Here is a 17,801-nt window from a genome sequence, read left to right on the forward strand (position 1 = left end):
AAGAATTAAGGAGATGACCATGGACATGAGCCGCACGGCCAGTTCCGCGAACGTCGCAAAGCGCACCAAAGTCCGCTACGCGATCCTGCTGCTGATCTTTGTAATCACCACCTTCAACTACGCGGACCGTGCGACGCTTTCGGTCACCGGCTCGGCAATGCGCACGGAGTTCGGCTTCGACGCGATCCGCATGGGCTACATTTTCTCCGCGTTCAGTTGGGCTTATGTGCTGTCGCAACTGCCGGCCGGCTGGCTGCTCGACCGCTTCGGGGCGCGGCGCGTGTACGCGGCAAGCATTTTCTTCTGGTCGCTTTTCACGCTCCTGCAAAGCTCGATTGGATTGCTCGGCAGCGCCGCTGCCGCGGTAACCGGTCTGTTCGTGCTGCGTTTCGCGATGGGCGCGGCGGAATCGCCGGCCTTTCCGGCCAACGCCAAGGTCGTGGCAAGCTGGTTTCCGACCAGGGAACGCGGCACCGCGTCCGCGATCTTCAACTCGGCGCAATACTTCGCGGCGGTCGTGTTCACGCCGCTCATGGCCTGGCTCACGCACGCCTTCGGCTGGCACATGGTGTATGTGGTGATGGGCGTCGCCGGCCTGCTGCTCGCGCTCACCTGGCTCAAGGTGATGAAGCATCCCGCCGACCACCCGGGCGTGTCGGCTGCCGAACTGGAGTACATCGAACAAGGCGGCGGCGTGGTGAACGGCCAGCAGAAAGCGGCCTCCGCCGGCGTCGAGCAGACCGGCGGCTGGTCGCTCGTGCGTCAACTGCTGAGCAACCGGATGCTGGTCGGCGTCTATCTCGCGCAGTACTGCATCAACGTGCTGACGTACTTCTTCCTGACATGGTTTCCGATCTACCTGGTGCAGGCGCGTCACATGACGATCCTGCAGGCGGGCCTCGTTGCTTCGCTGCCCGCGATCTGCGGGTTCTCGGGCGGCGTGCTCGGCGGCATTCTGTCGGATTCGCTGATCCGCCGCGGCTATTCGCTGACCGTCGCGCGCAAGGTGCCGATTGTCGGCGGAATGCTGCTGTCGGTCTCGATCATCGGCTGCAACTACGTGTCCACCGACTGGATCGTCGTCGCGCTCATGTCGCTCGCGTTCTTCGGCAAAGGCATCGGCGCGCTTGGCTGGGCGGTGGTCGCGGACACGTCGCCGAAGGAAGCGCTCGGCTTGTCGGGCGGCATCTTCAATATGTTCGGCAACGTGGCGGGCATCGTCACGCCGATCGTGATCGGCTACCTGGTTGCGCAAAGCGGCTCGTTCAACGGCGCGCTGGTATTCGTCGGCGCGAATGCACTGCTCACGGTGTTCAGCTATCTTGTGATCGTGAAGGACATCAAGCGGGTAGAACTGCGCCCGCGGTGACGCGCGGCGCTGGCGGGCTTGCGTGTGCGCGACGGCTGTGGCGCACACGCAAGCCGCTGAAAATGATCCGGGCCTTTCTATAATCAGTCGTCAGACGACGGTATAATGGACCGCAGGAAGCATCTGCAACTATCTGATTCAGGGGCGTTTTCGATGGCTACACCACTCGCATCCGCGGCACCGCCACGACGCGCTCGTAATCTTGCCGAGCTCGTCGTCAACTACGTCACCGAGCAGATTGCGTCCAATGCGCTGAAGCCGGGCGACAAGTTGCCCACCGAATCGCAACTCATGGTCACGCTGAGCGTGAGCCGCACGGTCATTCGCGAAGCGATTTCACGCCTGCAGGCGGGCAAGATCATCGAGACGCGGCACGGCATAGGCAGCTTCGTGCTCGAGCCGCAGCGCGAGAAGCTCGGTATCGACATGGTGCCCGCCACCACGCTGCGCGACGTGCTGTGCATTCTCGAACTGCGTATCAGTCTGGAAACCGAGTGTGCGGGCCTCGCGGCGCAGCGCGCCAAGCCCGACGACCTCGCACGCATGCGCGCCGCGCTCGACGCAATCGAAGCCACGCGCCACAACGGGCTGGACAGTGTGGACGCCGATTTGCAATTCCATATTTCGGTAGCGCGCGCCACCGGCAACCGCTATTTCGTCGACATCCTCACGCAAATGGGCAGTGCGCTGATTCCGCGCAACCGTCTGGATTCGGCCGGTATCGCGCGCGCGGAGCCGGACGCGTATCTGTCGCTCGTCAACCTCGAGCACGAAAGCATTCTTGAAGCGATCAGCCGGCACGACGCCGAGGGCGCGCGCGCGGCCATGCGCATGCATCTGTCGAACAGCCGCGAACGCCTGCGCCGCGCGAACGAAACGTCCGAGGCTAATAGCTGAGCAATAAGCGGTCTTGCGCGGCGCAAGCGCGCCGACGCGGATGCAGCGCCGATGTCCACGCCAAGCGCAAAAACAGAATGGCCGGGGAGCTCAAACTCCCCGGCCATTTTTTCGTGCGACTCGCGGATCAGAAACGCTTAGCTGCGCGTGATCTCGCCATCGCGACGACGCCACAGGTTAAGCGGATTGGCGTCGGCGAGCGCCTGCGGCAGCAGATCCGCCGGGAAGTCCTGATAGCACACCGGGCGCAGGAAGCGCTCCATCGCCGTGGTGCCAACCGAGGTTGCACGGCTGTCGGACGTGGCCGGGAACGGGCCGCCGTGAACCATCGCGTGGCAAACTTCCACGCCGGTCGGAAAACCGTTGACCAGCAGCCGCCCGGCCTTGCGCTCGAGAATCGGCACGAGCTTGCGGGCTACCGCCACGTCGGCGGCGTCCATCTGGATCGTCGCGGTCAATTGACCGGCGAAATGCTCGGCAACCTGCAGCAGCTCGGCTTCGTCCTTGCAACGCACAATGGTCGAGGCCGGTCCGAACACCTCGTCCTCCAGCGCCGGCGTGGCGAGAAAGGTCTGCGCGTCGGTGACGAACAGCGCTGCACGCGCCTGATTCGGGCCCGTCACGTCGGCGCCGCGCGCCACCGTTTCCACGCCCTTCGTCGCGCCGAGCTTGCCCTCGCCTTCCGTATAGGCTGAGTAGATGCCCGAGGTCAGCATGGTCTGCGCGGGCTTGGCCGCGAGCGCTTCAGACGCTGCCGCGACGAAACCCTTCAGCGCGTCGCCGTCCACCGCGATGGCGAGGCCAGGGTTCGTGCAGAACTGGCCGGCGCCGAGCACGAGCGAATCCACGAAGCCGCGCGCGATGCTCTCGGTGCGCTGCGCGAGCGCGTTCGACAGCAGAAACACCGGGTTGATGCTGCTCATTTCCGCATAGACCGGAATCGGCTCGGGGCGCGCCGCCGCCACGCGCATCAGCGACAAGCCGCCCGCGCGCGAACCCGTGAAGCCGACCGCCTTGATGGCCGGATGCGCGACGAGCGCCTCGCCGATCGAATTGCCCGCGCCGACGATCAGCGAGAAGACGCCTTCCGGCAAATCCATTTCCTCGGCGACGCGTTGAATCACGCGGCCGACCATCTCGGACGTGCCGAGGTGGGCGCGGTGCGCCTTCACCACGACCGGGCAACCGGCCGCGAGCGCCGCAGCCGTGTCGCCACCCGCCACCGAGAACGCCAGCGGGAAATTGCTCGCGCCGAACACCGCGACCGGGCCCAGCGGAATCTTCTGCATGCGCAGATCCGAACGCGGCAGCGGCTTGCGCTCCGGCAGCGGCGAATCGAGCGTCGCGGCGAGCCACTGGCCCGAGCGCACCACTTGCGCGAACAGCTTGAGCTGGCCGGTCGTGCGGCCGCGCTCGCCTTCCAGACGCGCCTTCGGCAAGCCCGACTCCTGCTGCGCGCGCTCGATCAACGCGTCGCCCAAGGCCGTGATGCCATCCGCGATACGTTCGAGAAACTCCGCGCGCACCTCGAGCGGCAGTTGCCGGTACGGATCAAATGCCGCTTGCGCCAGTTTGCATGCCGCGTCGACGTCGCTCGCCGAGCCGCTGCCGAACACCGGCTCGGCGATGTCCGTGCCGGTGGCCGGATTGAATGCGTGGAGCGCCTCTTCGGCGCCGCGCACCGCCTTGCGGCCGATCAGCATCTCGCCTGTGATCTGGCCGGTCACTTCGCTTGGGTGGGACATGTCTCTTCCTTGTATTGAAAGCGGGTAGATATAAGTCATCCTACAACATCAAGCCGGGCCGGCGCAACCGCAACTGGCGTCGCTATGGTGCGATCGGCGGGAAGTTCGGGTTAACCTGACCGTTACAACGACCGGACCCGGTGCTACTCTGCGCTAGATATACGACGACCTATAACAAGCGGTTCAGCCATCGTCGAACTTGACCCGATCCATTGCCGTTCGAGGAACACGTTCATGTCAGCCGCGCCCTGCCCGCCTTATCAGTCTCTTCCCAACAGTTTCCGCCACGCGGTGCGCAGTGGCGACACTCTGATCGGCTGCTGGGCGTCGCTCGCGAGCCCGATCGTCACCGAACTGCTTGGCGTGATCGGCTTCGACTGGATGCTGCTCGACGCCGAACATGCGCCGAACGACGTCCTCACGCTGATTCCGCAACTGATGTCGCTCAAGGACAGCCGCAGCGCGCCGGTCGTGCGTCCGCCGGCCAACGACAGCGTGGTCATCAAACGGCTGCTGGACAGCGGCTTCTCGAACTTCCTCGTGCCGTTCGTCGATAACGCCGACGATGCGGCGCGCGCGGTTGCCGCCACGCGCTATCCGCCGCAAGGTGTGCGCGGCGTCTCCGTGGCTCACCGCGGCAACCGTTACGCGACGGTACCCGGCTATTTTGACATGGCCAACCAGAATGTCTGTGTCATCGTGCAGATAGAGAGCCGCGCGGCCGTGGACTCGATCGACGCGATTCTGGCCGTCGACGGCGTGGACGCCGTGTTCGTCGGTCCATCCGACCTCGCGGCATCTTACGGGCATCTCGGCAACGCCGCGCACCCGCAGGTGCAGCAAGCCATCGCGCACGTGTTCGAGCGCGCGCAGGCCGCGGGCAAGCCGAGCGGCATTCTTGCACCGGTGCAAGCGGACGCCGAACGCTATCTCGCAATGGGTTGCCGCGTGATCGCCGTGTGCGCCGACCTGGGGCTTCTGAGGAATGCCGCGCAGGACGTTCACCGACACTTCATCAAGAAACCGGCGGATGCGGGCTGACCCGCGCAGCGCGGGCTCGAGCCAGACCGTCATGACCTCTCCGGAGCATTCCATGCAAAAAGCAGGCTTTATCGGACTCGGCATCATGGGCAAGCCCATGGCCGCGAACCTCCTGAAGAACGGCGTCGCGCTCGCCACATTCACGCGCAGCGGCGTGCCGGACGATCTCACCCAGGCCGGCGCGCAAGCCTGCGACAGTCCCGCCGCAGTCGCCGCGCAGGCGGACGTGATCTTTATCATGGTGCCCGATACGCCGGACGTCGAGCGCGTGCTGTTCGGCGATAACGGACTGGCAAGCGCGCTGCGCGCGGGCCAAACGGTGGTCGACATGAGCTCCATTTCGCCGATGGCGACGCGCGAGTTCGCGGCCCGTGTGCGCGAGACTGGCGCCGATTATCTGGACGCGCCCGTGTCGGGCGGCGAAGTCGGCGCAAAGGCGGGTTCGCTCACGATCATGGTGGGCGGCGAGCAGGCTACCTTCGACAGCGTGAAGCCGCTCTTCGACATGATGGGCAAGAACGTCACGCTGATTGGCGCGGTAGGCGCGGGACAGGTGTGCAAGGTTGCCAATCAGGTGATCGTCGCGGCCACCATAGAGGCGGTCGGCGAGGCGCTGCTGCTCGCGTCCAAGGCCGGCGTGGACCCGGCGCGCGTGCGCGAAGCACTGATGGGCGGCTTTGCGTCCTCGCGCATTCTCGAAGTGCATGGCGAACGGATGACGAAGCGCACGTTCGACCCGGGCTTTCGCATCGAGCTGCATCAGAAGGATTTGAATCTCGCGCTTTCCACCGCGCAAGCGCTGGGAGTGTCGCTGCCGAACACGGCCACTTGCCAGGCGCTCTTCAACGCCTGCGTCGCACACGGCGGCAAAGCGTGGGATCACTCGGCGATGGTGCGCGCGCTCGAAGTGCTCGCCAATCATGAGATCGGTCAGCAGAAAGGCTGATTCGCCGCACGCTTACGGGAAGTACGAGCTTTGATCGAACCGGCGCGAACCGGACGAACCTGATCGCGAATTTGATCGCGAATTTGATGGATTAGCAGCAGGCACGAAGCGCGGCGCAAGCGCCCCGATCACCGCGAAAAAAAACCGCTCCCGACTGGGAGCGGTTTTCTGCGCACCGGGGCGCAAGGCCCCAGCGACATCCACCTCAGAATCAATCGTCCAGCAGCGACAGATCGCGCACCGCGCCCTTGTCTGCGGACATCACCAGCTTCGCGTAGGCCTTGAGCGCCGCGGACACCTGACGCGGACGCGGCTTCGCCGGCTTCCAGCCCTTCGCATTCTGCTCCTCGCGGCGGCTTGCCAGCTCCGCGTCCGACACCAGCACGTTGATCGTGCGGTTTGGAATGTCGATGCGGATCTTGTCGCCGTCGCGCACGAGGCCAATCGCGCCGCCCGCCGCCGCTTCCGGCGAGCAGTGGCCGATGGACAGGCCCGAGGTGCCGCCCGAAAAACGGCCGTCGGTCAGCAGCGCGCAGGCTTTGCCGAGCCCCTGGGATTTGATGTAGCTCGTCGGATAAAGCATTTCCTGCATGCCCGGTCCGCCCTTCGGACCTTCGTAACGCACGATCACCACATCTCCCGCCTTCACCTTGCCCGCGAGAATGTTTTCGACCGCTTCGTCCTGCGATTCGGTTACGTGCGCCGTGCCTTCGAACACCAGAATGCTTTCGTCGACGCCGGCGGTTTTCACCACGCAGCCGTCGAGCGCGATATTGCCTGTCAGCACCGCCAGGCCGCCTTCCTTCGAGAACGCGTGCTCGTACGAGCGAATGCAGCCTTCCGCGCGGTCGAGGTCGAGGCTCGGCCAGCGCGTGTTCTGGCTGAAGGCCACCTGGGTCGGAATGCCCGCCGGGCCTGCCATATAGAACGTGCGAACCGCTTCATCCTGCGTGCGGACGATGTCCCACTGATCGAGCGCGTCTTTCAGCGTGGGGGCGTGGACCGTGGGTACGTCCGTGTGCAGTTTGCCCGCGCGGTCCAGCTCGCCGAGAATCGCCATGATGCCGCCCGCGCGATGCACGTCTTCAATGTGGTACTTGTTGGTGTTGGGCGCCACCTTGCACAGTTGCGGCACGACACGCGACAGGCGGTCGATGTCGGCCATCGTGAAGTCGATTCCTGCTTCGCGCGCAATGGCGAGCAAGTGGAGAATAGTGTTGGTGGAACCGCCCATAGCGATGTCGAGCGTCATCGCATTTTCAAAGGCCTTGAAGCCCACCGCGCGCGGCAGCACGCTCGCCTTTTCCTCTTCGTAGTATTCGCGCGCCAGTTCGACGATGCGACGGCCGGCGCGCTTGAAGAGCTGCTCGCGGTCCGCGTGCGTCGCGACCACCGTGCCGTTGCCCGGCAACGAAAGACCCAGTGCCTCGGTCAGGCAGTTCATCGAATTGGCCGTGAACATGCCCGAGCACGAACCGCAGGTCGGACAGGCGGAGCGCTCCACTTCGGCGACGTCGGCGTCGGAATAGGCCTTGTCGGCGGCAATCACCATGGCGTCCACCAGGTCGAGTTTCTTGAACTCGATCGTGCCGGTTTTCGGATTCGCGAGGCGCGTCTTGCCGGCTTCCATCGGGCCGCCGGAAACGAACACCACGGGGATGTTCAGGCGCATCGCAGCCATCAGCATGCCGGGTGTGATCTTGTCGCAGTTCGAGATGCACACCATTGCGTCGGCGCAGTGCGCGTTGACCATGTACTCCACCGAATCCGCAATGATGTCGCGGCTCGGCAGCGAGTACAGCATGCCGTCGTGGCCCATTGCAATGCCGTCGTCGACAGCAATGGTGTTGAACTCCTTGGCGACGCCGCCGGCTGCTTCGATCTCGCGCGCGACGAGCTGGCCGAGGTCTTTCAGGTGCACGTGGCCGGGCACGAACTGGGTGAACGAGTTGACCACCGCGATGATCGGCTTCGAAAAATCTTCGTCTTTCATGCCGGTCGCGCGCCACAGCGAGCGCGCGCCTGCCATGTTGCGGCCGGCGGTGGAGGTTTTGGAACGGTATGCGGGCATCGTGGTTGTTGAATGAATATCGCTTGAAAGAAGCGGGCCAAGGGAGTGACGGCCCCTCGAACGCCCGTGCGAACAACCTTTTGAGCCGCGCCGCGGGCAAAGCACACGATTATCCCACAGCGCCTGACCGCACGTGCGTCGTGTGCGGTCACAAGCGACGGTGCGGCACGCACGGCGAAGCTGGCCGCGCGAACGTCAAAAGGAATCCGCCAAAAGAAAACGGCGCCCGCAGGCGCCGTTCCGATTCAGCGTTGCGCCGGGTGAATGATCGCGGCACAACATGTCGTCAGAAAGCGGGCGCCGTTTATTTGGCGGCCACCGTCCCGTTGACTTGCGACCAGTGCGGCTCCGGCGTCTTGTCTGCGCTCCTTGCCAGCAGGCACACCACGCCGGCCGCGATGATGTCGAACACCGCCAGCAGCACGAAAAGCGGGCTATAGCCGACCTGCGTGACGAGCACGCCGAACAGCGCCGTGAACGCCGCCGCGCCCAGGTAGCCGGCCATGCCGCCCATACCCGTTGCGGTCGCAACTTCGTTCTTGCCGAACATGTCGGAAGTGATCGCGTACAACGCGCCCGACAGCGTCTGGTGCGCAAAGCCGCCCACGCACAGCAGCGCCACCGCCACATACGGACTCGCGACGAGGCCCACGCACGCCGGTCCGATCATGCACAGTGCGCCCACCACGAACACCATCTTGCGCGACGTGAAGAGCGACACCTTCGCGTACTTGTGAAAGAGCGGGCTCAGGTAGCCGCCCAGCACGCAGCCGATATCCGCGGCAAGAAACGGCATCCATGCGTACAGCGCGATTTCCTTCAGGTTCATGTGACGCTCGGTCATCATGTAGAGCGGGATCCATGCGTTAAAGGTCTGCCATGCAGGCTCCGACAGAATGCGCGGAATGCCGATCGCCCAGAAGTCGCGGCTCTTCAGCATGGCGAACCAGTTGCGCCTCGGCGCGCCGCTGTCGCTGTGCTTCGCCTCCTGACCGCTCAGAATGTAGTCGCGCTCGGCATCGCCCAGCATTTTCTGATTGCGCGGGTGCTTGTACAGCAGCATCCACACGGCGCTCCAGACAATCCCGGCCACGCCGACAATCACGAATGCCAGTTGCCACTCGCCATGCAGCAGCGCCCACACCACGAGCGGCGGCGCCAGCAAGGCGCCAATCGACGAGCCGATGTTGAACCAGCCGATCGCCACCGACCGCTCTTTCGCCGGGAACCATTCGCTCGTCGCCTTCACGCCGGCCGGAATGCCTGCCGCCTCCGCGATGCCGAGCAGGCCGCGGAAAAATGCGAGGCTGCGCCAGCCCGTCGACCACGCCGCCGCCGCGCAGGCGAGCGACCACGCCAGCGCGAACGCGGCGAAGCCGATCTTGGTGCCGACCGTATCGAGCAGGAAGCCCGCAACCGGCTGCATGAATGCATAGCAAAGCTGCCACGCGATCACCACGTGAGCGTATTGCTCGGTGGTGATGTGGAGGTCTTTCATCAGAGTCGGTGCGGCCACCGACAGCGTGTTGCGCGCCAGATAATTGATGATTAGTCCGGCCGCGACCAGACTGACCATCCACCAGCGGATACCCTTTATCTTCATTGCTGCGTCTCCTGGTAATGCTTGAACGTGCTTCTGGCGCGCGGCGCCCGCGCAGTGCGCTCTCAATCGCGCGAATAGTCGATGCCGACGAAGCCGCCGCCCTGGAAGCGCTGGCCCAATGCATCGAGCGGATTGGGTCGGGCCAGCACTTCTTCGGCGTAGTCCTCGGCGTTCTGCGTGGGCGTGTAGCCGAGGCGCGCCGCGCCGCTGTTGTCCCACCAGCTGCGCGTATTGGCCGACACGCCCCACACGGTGAGAAAGCCCAGCTCTTCTGCCTCGATGCAGCGATCGAGGAAATGCATCAGATCGGCATGGCCGAACCAGGTGCTCAAATGGCGCGGTTCGGTCGGCCGTTCGAGACAACTGCCAATGCGCACGCACACGCTCTCGATGCCATGCTTGTCCCAGTACATGCGAGCGAGCGCCTCGCCCCACACCTTGCTGAGGCCGTAGAAGCCGTCCGGACGCAGCTCGCAGTCGAGCGACAGACGCTCGGTTACGGGGTACATGCCGATAGCGTGATTGGAACTGGCGAACACGATGCGCTTGACGCAGTGGCGCCGCGCGCCTTCGTACACTTCGACGAGGCCGCGCAAGTTGTTTTCGATGATCTCGGGCAGCGGGCGCTCGACGCTCGTGCCGGCAAAGTGGATCAGCACGTCCACACCGTCGAGCAGACGATCGACCACCGCCGGGTCGCGCAGGTCGCCGTGCATCACGTCTTCGCCGTCGACGAGCGGTGTAAGCGGTTTCGAGCCGGCCGCCGAGCGCAGCGGCATGCCGCGCGCGATGAATGCGGCGCGCACGACTGAGCCGAGCTGGCCACCTGCGCCACTGAGGGCGATCTTTTTCATACGGATTCCTTTACTGCACCGGCCCGCCGGCGAGGTCGACGCTGATCGCCGGGGCTCGGGGTGGGATTGTCTGCGGATGGATGGCTGGTTGTACGATAACGTACTATTAACGATGGCGGAACGGATTTCAACTAGGCATTTACCCGTAGTTGCCACTAGCCCTTTTCGCGTACGCGGCGTTCAGCAGACATGAAATGCTTGCATATATCATGCGATGTCGTATAACGACGCGGGAGGATCAACCGCTCTGCGACAGATAATCGCCAACGCCTGTCCACGCGATCCGCGAAGCCGCACCGCAACACGCTCACCCCGGCTGCAAATCGCCCGCAATGACCATGTTGCGACGCGGTCGATTGCCGCACTCACCCGCCCTGCGGCTCATAATCCGCCCTACTGAGCCATCAGAAAAAGCTGATATAGATCAGTCATTTGCGCAACAACAAAGCATCTGGCAGATAAAACAACGCGGTTTGTTGACGCACGTCGCGCCGCAGCATCAATTCCCGCCTTGCCCTAATCTTCGGCCATCTGCGAAACGCAGTGCGCACCGACACCGGTCGACGCGCGTAGTCCGCAACGAGCGGCATCACGCCTTCACCATCATGAACTCCGCAATATCGGCATTCGACCTCGCCCGCATCCAGTTCGCGTTCACTGTTTCCTTCCACATCGTGTTTCCGGCGTTGAGCATCGGCCTCGCGAGTTTCATCGCGGTGCTCGAATGGCGCTGGCTCAAGACCGGCAAGGCCTACTACAAAGACCTGTGCTTGTTCTGGTCGAAGATTTTCGCCGTTGCGTTCGGCATGGGCGTGGTCTCCGGCGTCGTGATGAGCTACCAATTCGGCACCAACTGGTCGGGATTTTCCAGCTTCGCCGGGCCTGTCACCGGACCGCTTCTGATGTACGAGGTCATGACCGCGTTCTTTCTCGAAGCCGGCTTTCTCGGCATCATGCTGTTCGGCTGGCAGCGCGTGAGCCCGCGCGCTCACTTCGGCGCCACGCTGATGGTGGCCATCGGCACGCTGATCTCCACTTTCTGGATTCTCGCGTCGAATAGCTGGATGCAAACGCCGCAAGGCTTCGAAGTGGTGAACGGCCAGGTCGTGCCGCTTGACTGGTTCAAGATCATCTTCAACCCGTCGTTCCCCTACCGGCTTGCGCATATGGCGCTCGCGGCGTTCATTGTGGCGGGGCTCGTCGTCGCAGCGGTGGGTGCGTGGCATCTGCTGCGCGGACGGCGCGATCCGGCCGTCAAGAAAATGTTCTCCATGGCGCTGTGGCTGCTGCTCGTCCTCACGCCGATCCAGGCGTTCGTCGGCGACCAGCATGGCCTGAACACCCGCGAATATCAGCCGGCCAAGATCGCGGCCATCGAAGGTCTGTGGGAAACGGAGAAAGGCGGCACCGCGCTGAACCTGTTCGGCATTCCTGACATGCAGGCGCAAACCACGCGCTACGCCGTGTCGATTCCTCACCTCGGCAGCCTGATCCTCACGCATAGCTGGGACGGCGAAATTCGCGGCCTGAAAGAATTCCCGCCTGAGGACCGGCCGAATTCGACGGTGGTGTTCTGGAGCTTTCGCATCATGGTGGGCCTCGGCATGCTGATGATCGCAATGTCGGTCGCCGCATGGCTGCTGCGCCGCCGCGGCCGCCTGTTCGAATCGAAGTGGTTCCACCGCTTTGCCGTGGCCATGGCCCCGAGCGGCTTCCTCTCGCTGCTGGCGGGCTGGGTCACCACGGAAGCCGGCCGCCAGCCGTGGGTCGTGTACGGCGTGATGCGTACCTCGCAGGCCGTGTCGCCGCTCACCGCACAGCAGGTCGGCATTTCGCTGATGGCGTTCGTGGTCGTCTACTTTCTCGTGTTCGGCACGGGCATCTACTACATGCTCAAGCTGATGCGCTCCGGTCCGGCCCTGCCCGGTCAGACGCCGCACGGCGTGCCGGACCACACGCCGAACCAGACGGCGCGCCGCCCTTTCTCCGCCGCCGATCAGATGATCGACGCCGCCTAACCCAAGCAGCTTGCGAGTAACCAAATGGACGTCACCGTAGTGTGGGCCGCGATCATCGCACTGGGCCTTTTCATGTATGTCGTGCTGGACGGCTTCGATCTCGGCATAGGCATCGTCTTTCCGTTTTTCCCCGACGAGAAAGAACGCGATCTGATGATGAACACCGTCGCGCCCGTCTGGGACGGCAACGAGACGTGGCTCGTGCTCGGCGGCGCCGCGCTCTTCGCCGTGTTCCCGATGGTGTATTCGACGGTGCTCTCCGCACTTTATCTGCCGCTCATCTTCATGCTGGTGTTCCTGATCTTTCGCGGCGTGTCGTTCGAGATTCGCGCGAAGGCGAACCGCACGCGGCACCTGTGGGATCTTGCTTTTATCGGCGGCTCGGCGGGCGCCGCGTTTTTCCAGGGCGTCGCGCTGGGCGCGTTTTTGCAGGGCATTCCGGTGATTGACGGCGCCTACGCCGGCGACGCCTTCGGCTGGCTCACGCCGTTCAGCCTGCTGACGGGCCTCGGGCTCGTCGTCACCTATGCGTTGCTGGGCTGCTGCTGGCTGGTCGCGAAGACCGAAGGCGATCTGCAGCGCCGCCTGCATCGCGTGGTCTGGCCGCTGACGGTCGTGCTGCTCGGCTTCATCGCGACGGTGAGCCTGTGGACGCCGCTGCAGGACCCGAACATCGCGCAGCGCTGGTTCGACGACGGCCTCTTCTACCGGCTGCTGCCGGTGCCGTTCCTGGTTGCCGCGTGCGCGTTCTTCATGCGCCGCGCGGTGCGCGAGCGGCATCACAACACGCCGTTCGCGCTCGCGCTGCTGCTCGTGCTGCTCGGCTATGCGGGCTTGCTGGTGAGCCTGTGGCCGTATGCGATTCCGTCGAGCGTCACGCTGTGGGAAGCGGCCGCGCCGCGCTCCAGCCAGACGTTTACGCTGGTTGGCGCGGTGGTGATTCTGCCGATCATCATTGCCTATACGACGATGGGTTACTGGGTATTTCGCGGGAAGGTGCGTCATGGCGACCAACATCACTATCACTAAGTCCGCGCGCAAGCTGCCGGGCTGGCTCTGGTTCATCGCACTGTGGTGCTTCGGCGTGGGCTCTGCGATGTCGCTCGGTTACGCCTTCAAGCTTCTGATGAATGCGACGCTTTTTGCAGTGAAATAAGGCCCCGGCGCACGCGCGCCCGGGCGTCTCCATCCGCTTGGCATAACCTTCTGCGTCCGCTGCCGCGCCGCTTAAAAAACGGCGCGCGCGGCTCGTCTACGTAGCAAGCCGGGGCCGATGCGCGACAGAGACCAGCCAGCACAATACAAACAAAAAAGCGTGGCGCCGGCGATGCCACAAGCAGAGAATGACGGCGCGGCGAGCCGCAAGGCCCGCCGCGCCAACCGATCGGCTTACGATCACGGGGTAGCCGGCAATGATGCGATTCACGACAATAGAAGTAAAACGGGACCTGGCAACGGCGGTAGTCCACAACACGCAAGCTCGACTCGTGGAGACATCATGAAGTTTCTTGTGGCGGACGACCATGAACTGATCCGGCAAGGCGTCAAGGGCATGCTGCGCGGGCTCGACCCCGACGCCCTGTTCGACGAAGCCGACACGTGGGAAACGCTGGCCGCGGCCGCGCGGCCCGACGCGGACCACGATCTCGCGATCGTCGATCTACATATGCCGGGCATGAGCGGCGCGTCGTCGCTGGAAGTGCTCTTGAAGGCCAATCCCGCGCTGCCGGTGGTCGTGCTCTCCGCGGAAGAGTCGCCCGACGAAATGCGCGCCGTACTGGCCGCGGGCGCGCTCGGCTTCGTGCCGAAGCGCCAGCCCGCGAGCGTCATGCTCAAGGCCATCGAACTCGTGCTGTCGGGCGGCGCCTACGTGCCGATGGAAGCTCTCAGCCTGCTCGGCTCGCGCGAGGTCCCATCCCCCGACGCAAGCGCGGAGCGCGTGAACCCGGCGCCCACGCAGCAGGCCACGGCAAGCTCGGCAGTACAGGATACGGCGACGACGCTCGCCGAACCCGGCGCGCCAAGCCCGGCGTTGCAGCCGCATCAGCAGCATCTGCTGGAAAATCTGTCGCCGCGTCAACAGGACATCATGCGGCTCGTGCATCGCGGCTGGACCAACAAGATGATCGCGCGCGAACTGGGCGTCGCGGAGGGCACGGTCAAGGTGCATCTGTCGGTGATCTTTCGGGCACTCGGTGTGCACAACCGGTCGACGGCCATTGCAGTGGTCAACGGCTGGCTCGAAGCGGGGAAAACCTTGTAGGCGTTCACGGCGTGGAAGCCGTCCGTCCTTTGTCCAGCTCTGCCTGCTGCCACAGCATGTCCAGCGTGCGCCGCAAGCGCGCCGCCGTGACGGGCTTGTGCAGTACCGGAATGCCTTGCAACGCAAGAGCCGTCAGTTCTGCCGACGCCATATCGCCGGTAATCAGCAGCGTCACGACATTCTCGTGCCCGGCACGCGCGAGCATGTTGCGCACCGCCGTTAGCGCCTGCGCACCGGTCCGGTGATTGGCCAACTGATAATCGCAAAGCACCGCGTCGGGCACAAAGCCGTCTTCGAGCGCGGCCAACGCCGCGGTTTCGTCGCGCGCGCCGCGCACGGTGCAACCCCAGCGGCCGAGCAGGCTTGTCAGACCTTCGAGAATCGACGGCTCGTCGTCGATGCACAGCACGCGCCGCCCATCGCCCACCGGAGCGCCGGCGACCGTCTCGTTCAGATTCGCAACGACGCCGCCCGCATCGCCCGCATGCACCGGAAAGCGAAACACCGAGCCGCGCCCGGGCGCAGAGCGCAACTGCAACTCGCCGCCGAGCATGCCGACGAGGCGCTTGACCGTCGGCAGGCCGAGGCCGTGCCCCTGGCGGGCATCTCGGTGAGGGTTCGCGACCTGATAGAACTCTTCGAAAATGCGCTCGTGCTCTTCCGGCGCAATGCCGATGCCTGAATCGCGCACTTCGATAAAGCCGCCCGCGGCTCGCCCCGCGCGCCGCAAGCCGAGCCAGATCGCGCCCTCTTCGGTATAGCGCACGGCATTCGAGAGCAGATTGCTCAGCACGCGCTCCAGCAGCACCGGATCGTCGTACACCACCATCGAGGTCGGCGCGATGCGCAGCGCGAGCCCCTTCGCCGCCGCCTGCGGACGATACTGGCTACCCACCCGCTCGAACAGTTCCGAGAGCCGGAAATGCAGGCGGATCACCTGCGTCACGCCGCTTTCCAGCCGTGCGAGGTCGAGCACCTGGTTGAACAGCTGGTTCAGCGCCTCGACGTTATGGACGATGTGCTCGGCAGTCTTCGCATGCTGCGCGGGCGTCGCCGCCGGATCGTTGAGCGAGGCCGCGAGCAGTCCGATTGCGTGCAGCGGCTGCCGCAGATCGTGGCTCGCGGCTGCGAAAAAGCGCGTTTTCGCGAGACTCGCCTCTTCCGCAACATGCTTTTGCACCGCGAGCGATTCCGCGAGGTACTGTTGGTCCACTCGCGCCTGCACCACCTGCTGGAACAGTTTGCGGTAGCTGAGCGCATACACGTTGATCGCGCAAAAGAAGAACGCGAGCACGATGGCAAGAATCGTGCGGTCGAACGTATGCATGCCGACGTGCAGCACGATCGACGGAAACAGCAGAAATGGAATCGCGGTGGCGAAATTGAGCAGATCGAAGCCATTGGACATGAACACGCCGGCTGCGAGCGTAACGAGCATCACCGTATGCAGCAGCGGCAAGTCGCTTTGCGGACTCTGGAACGCGAACCAGATCGCGAGGCCGGGCGCACTGTAGAGCAACACGCCGCGCACCGCATGCAGGTTGATCCAGCCGCGCGGCGACAGCAGATGCGGATAGCGCCGGTTGCAGATCCATAGCGCGAGGCCCGCGCAATTGGCCGCCGCATAAAAGCCGAAGCAGGCAATGAAGAGCGGCGGCGACGGAATTGCCGGCCAGTAAAGCGCCACCAGTACCGCAATCGAAAACCAGTGCGTGAAGAATGCGATTGGATCTTGCGCGTACAGCACGCGCACCAGGTCTTCGTCGATTGCATGCTGGATCGGGACAGCCCGCATCGCGCGGTCTCCTTGTCGGGCAGGGCAAATTCGGTGATGGGGCGCGAAAGCCCGGCGCTCGCGCGAAGCGCGGCGAGGCATGGTGCGCAGGAGCTTGCTCGGTCTTACTGAAACGCAAAGGCCGCAATGCAGCGGCGCGCTGCAACCGCTTTTCTCATCAGACGAATGACAGGTGTGCTGCCGGATGGTTTACCCGGCAGTTTACCCATCGGCTAACACTTAATCCATATAGGCGAAGCGGTTGCGCACGACCATACTGCCTTCACCAACACGGCGCGGCCGCAACCTTCCCGTCATCCGTTTTTCGCCTGCATTCAGGGCTTGCTGCGCTTTCGCGTAACCGCCGCCTTACCCCGTCACCCCTTTACCTAATGGAGGCTTTCATGGGCGCAGTTCCGAGCCACGAGTTCGTCCGCAATCTCGACGACGCGATCCTGCCCGATCTGTGGCGCCGCCGCACCCAGTTATCCGGCGACGAAATGGTGTCGATGGTCGAACTCGTCAAGCGGGCACTGCGCACCTACCATCCGCTGGAATTGCAGGCGCTTGGCGAAGACAAGGAGGAGCTCGTCGCACAGTTCATTTACTGCAAGGTGCTGCGTCTTGCGCCAGGTCACACTGCAACGCATGCATGCGCCGACAGCGCGCCCTCCAACAGCTACGCACTGTGCGCATACTTTCGCCGCTATCTGATCGACTGCCTGCGCAGCGCCGGCCATCAACGCAACGTCTCGATGGAAACCGAGGGCATGGCGCAGGAAATCGATCTGCACGCCCAGGCATTGGAAGACCCCGTGCAAAGCGTGCTGCTGCAATACGGCCTCGACGAACAACGGGTGCGGCTGGCGGCGCGCGCTTTCATCGAAAGTCTGGACGAGCCTGAACGGATCGTGCTGGCCGGTAGCCTCGGCTGGTGCTCGGAAGGCAAAGGCGGACTGTCTGCGGTTGCGGCCCAGCATCGGGTGCCCTCCTATCACTATCGCGCCGTCAAACTCGGCGTCACGATGAAAAAGACGGCCACTGCCGACGATTTTTCCAATACGAAGATCGGCCGCTGGCTCACGGACGTACTCGGCATCGAGATCGACGTCGACAATCGCAGTGCGATTCTGCTCGCGCTGAACCTGCTCGCTGCCGAGTCGAACGATAGCGAAATGAATGAAGCGGCCGCGTAACACCGCATGAAAGGCACCGGCACA

At 64.1% G+C, this 17,801-nt stretch carries 14 protein-coding genes; 9 read left to right on the forward strand and 5 right to left on the reverse strand.

The features are described 5' to 3' along the window. Positions 1–19: 19 nt before the first annotated feature. Together JNB89_RS13680 and JNB89_RS13685 are read left to right on the forward strand one after the other, a co-directional pair. Positions 20–1,369 (forward strand): MFS transporter, encoded by a 1,350-nt coding sequence (locus JNB89_RS13680; protein ID WP_220362510.1) that lies wholly within the window; start codon positions 20–22, stop codon positions 1,367–1,369. A gap of 153 nt (positions 1,370–1,522) precedes the next feature. Further along, the gene (locus JNB89_RS13685; RefSeq protein ID WP_220362511.1) at positions 1,523–2,266 is read left to right on the forward strand and encodes a FadR/GntR family transcriptional regulator; all 744 of its coding nucleotides are present in this window, start codon (positions 1,523–1,525) and stop codon (positions 2,264–2,266) included. Positions 2,267–2,403: 137 nt separating this feature from the next. Here JNB89_RS13685 and JNB89_RS13690 read toward each other — a convergent pair whose 3' ends face one another. Beyond that, positions 2,404–4,011: an aldehyde dehydrogenase (NADP(+)) gene (locus JNB89_RS13690; protein ID WP_220362512.1), complete on the reverse strand. Its 1,608-nt coding sequence runs from the start codon at positions 4,009–4,011 to the stop codon at positions 2,404–2,406. A 234-nt stretch (positions 4,012–4,245) separates the two neighbouring features. On the opposite strand from JNB89_RS13690, the gene garL reads away from it, so the two are divergent. Together garL and JNB89_RS13700 are read left to right on the forward strand one after the other, a co-directional pair. Continuing rightward, positions 4,246–5,052: a 2-dehydro-3-deoxyglucarate aldolase gene (gene garL, locus JNB89_RS13695; RefSeq protein WP_135895077.1), complete on the forward strand. Its 807-nt coding sequence runs from the start codon at positions 4,246–4,248 to the stop codon at positions 5,050–5,052. A gap of 31 nt (positions 5,053–5,083) precedes the next feature. Then, complete coding sequence (locus JNB89_RS13700; RefSeq protein WP_262928127.1) at positions 5,084–5,998, forward strand: 2-hydroxy-3-oxopropionate reductase; 915 nt, start codon at positions 5,084–5,086, stop codon at positions 5,996–5,998. 211 nt (positions 5,999–6,209) lie between these two features. Here the strand turns inward: JNB89_RS13700 and ilvD are convergent, their stop codons facing one another. From ilvD to JNB89_RS13715, 3 genes are all read right to left on the reverse strand, one after another. Then, complete coding sequence (gene ilvD / locus JNB89_RS13705) at positions 6,210–8,069, reverse strand: dihydroxy-acid dehydratase (RefSeq protein ID WP_220362514.1); 1,860 nt, start codon at positions 8,067–8,069, stop codon at positions 6,210–6,212. Between the two features lie 304 nt (positions 8,070–8,373). After that, a complete protein-coding gene (locus JNB89_RS13710) occupies positions 8,374–9,672 on the reverse strand; it encodes an MFS transporter (protein ID WP_220362515.1) in 1,299 nt (432 codons plus the stop codon). Between the two features lie 62 nt (positions 9,673–9,734). Beyond that, positions 9,735–10,526, reverse strand: coding sequence for an NAD-dependent epimerase/dehydratase family protein (locus tag JNB89_RS13715; protein ID WP_220362516.1), 792 nt, complete (start codon positions 10,524–10,526; stop codon positions 9,735–9,737). A 605-nt stretch (positions 10,527–11,131) separates the two neighbouring features. Between JNB89_RS13715 and JNB89_RS13720 the strand changes: the two genes are divergently transcribed. The 4 genes from JNB89_RS13720 to JNB89_RS13735 all read left to right on the forward strand — a co-directional run bounded on the left by JNB89_RS13720 (position 11,132) and on the right by JNB89_RS13735 (position 14,807). Further along, positions 11,132–12,544, forward strand: coding sequence for a cytochrome ubiquinol oxidase subunit I (locus tag JNB89_RS13720; RefSeq protein WP_220362517.1), 1,413 nt, complete (start codon positions 11,132–11,134; stop codon positions 12,542–12,544). Between the two features lie 24 nt (positions 12,545–12,568). Then, the gene (cydB, locus tag JNB89_RS13725; RefSeq protein ID WP_220362518.1) at positions 12,569–13,573 is read left to right on the forward strand and encodes a cytochrome d ubiquinol oxidase subunit II; all 1,005 of its coding nucleotides are present in this window, start codon (positions 12,569–12,571) and stop codon (positions 13,571–13,573) included. Beyond that, the gene (locus tag JNB89_RS13730) at positions 13,548–13,700 is read left to right on the forward strand and encodes a hypothetical protein (RefSeq protein ID WP_013343120.1); all 153 of its coding nucleotides are present in this window, start codon (positions 13,548–13,550) and stop codon (positions 13,698–13,700) included. Before cydB ends, JNB89_RS13730 begins: the two co-directional genes overlap by 26 nt. 342 nt (positions 13,701–14,042) lie before the next feature. Beyond that, positions 14,043–14,807 carry a response regulator transcription factor gene (locus JNB89_RS13735; protein ID WP_220362519.1) on the forward strand — a complete coding sequence of 255 codons (765 nt, stop codon included), beginning with the start codon at positions 14,043–14,045 and terminating at the stop codon, positions 14,805–14,807. A gap of 4 nt (positions 14,808–14,811) precedes the next feature. Here JNB89_RS13735 and JNB89_RS13740 read toward each other — a convergent pair whose 3' ends face one another. Continuing rightward, positions 14,812–16,602 (reverse strand): ATP-binding response regulator, encoded by a 1,791-nt coding sequence (locus JNB89_RS13740; protein ID WP_220362520.1) that lies wholly within the window; start codon positions 16,600–16,602, stop codon positions 14,812–14,814. A gap of 383 nt (positions 16,603–16,985) precedes the next feature. Here JNB89_RS13740 and JNB89_RS13745 point away from each other — a divergent pair, with 383 nt between their 5' ends. Then, positions 16,986–17,777, forward strand: a complete 792-nt coding sequence (locus tag JNB89_RS13745) for a hypothetical protein (protein WP_220362521.1) — start codon at positions 16,986–16,988, stop codon at positions 17,775–17,777. Positions 17,778–17,801: the final 24 nt, after the last annotated feature.

It is taken from the genome of Paraburkholderia phenoliruptrix, from assembly GCF_019511605.1.
Classification (GTDB): Bacteria; Pseudomonadota; Gammaproteobacteria; order Burkholderiales; family Burkholderiaceae; genus Paraburkholderia; species Paraburkholderia phenoliruptrix_A.

Coding starts and splice junctions, on each gene's coding strand:
- JNB89_RS13680 (WP_220362510.1), top strand. CDS start 20: ATGGACATGAGCCGCACGGCCAGTTCCGCGAACGTCGCAAAGCGCACC.
- JNB89_RS13685 (WP_220362511.1), top strand. CDS start 1,523: ATGGCTACACCACTCGCATCCGCGGCACCGCCACGACGCGCTCGTAAT.
- JNB89_RS13690 (WP_220362512.1), bottom strand. CDS start 4,011: ATGTCCCACCCAAGCGAAGTGACCGGCCAGATCACAGGCGAGATGCTG.
- garL (WP_135895077.1), top strand. CDS start 4,246: ATGTCAGCCGCGCCCTGCCCGCCTTATCAGTCTCTTCCCAACAGTTTC.
- JNB89_RS13700 (WP_262928127.1), top strand. CDS start 5,084: ATGACCTCTCCGGAGCATTCCATGCAAAAAGCAGGCTTTATCGGACTC.
- ilvD (WP_220362514.1), bottom strand. CDS start 8,069: ATGCCCGCATACCGTTCCAAAACCTCCACCGCCGGCCGCAACATGGCA.
- JNB89_RS13710 (WP_220362515.1), bottom strand. CDS start 9,672: ATGAAGATAAAGGGTATCCGCTGGTGGATGGTCAGTCTGGTCGCGGCC.
- JNB89_RS13715 (WP_220362516.1), bottom strand. CDS start 10,526: ATGAAAAAGATCGCCCTCAGTGGCGCAGGTGGCCAGCTCGGCTCAGTC.
- JNB89_RS13720 (WP_220362517.1), top strand. CDS start 11,132: ATGAACTCCGCAATATCGGCATTCGACCTCGCCCGCATCCAGTTCGCG.
- cydB (WP_220362518.1), top strand. CDS start 12,569: ATGGACGTCACCGTAGTGTGGGCCGCGATCATCGCACTGGGCCTTTTC.
- JNB89_RS13730 (WP_013343120.1), top strand. CDS start 13,548: ATGGCGACCAACATCACTATCACTAAGTCCGCGCGCAAGCTGCCGGGC.
- JNB89_RS13735 (WP_220362519.1), top strand. CDS start 14,043: ATGAAGTTTCTTGTGGCGGACGACCATGAACTGATCCGGCAAGGCGTC.
- JNB89_RS13740 (WP_220362520.1), bottom strand. CDS start 16,602: ATGCGGGCTGTCCCGATCCAGCATGCAATCGACGAAGACCTGGTGCGC.
- JNB89_RS13745 (WP_220362521.1), top strand. CDS start 16,986: ATGGGCGCAGTTCCGAGCCACGAGTTCGTCCGCAATCTCGACGACGCG.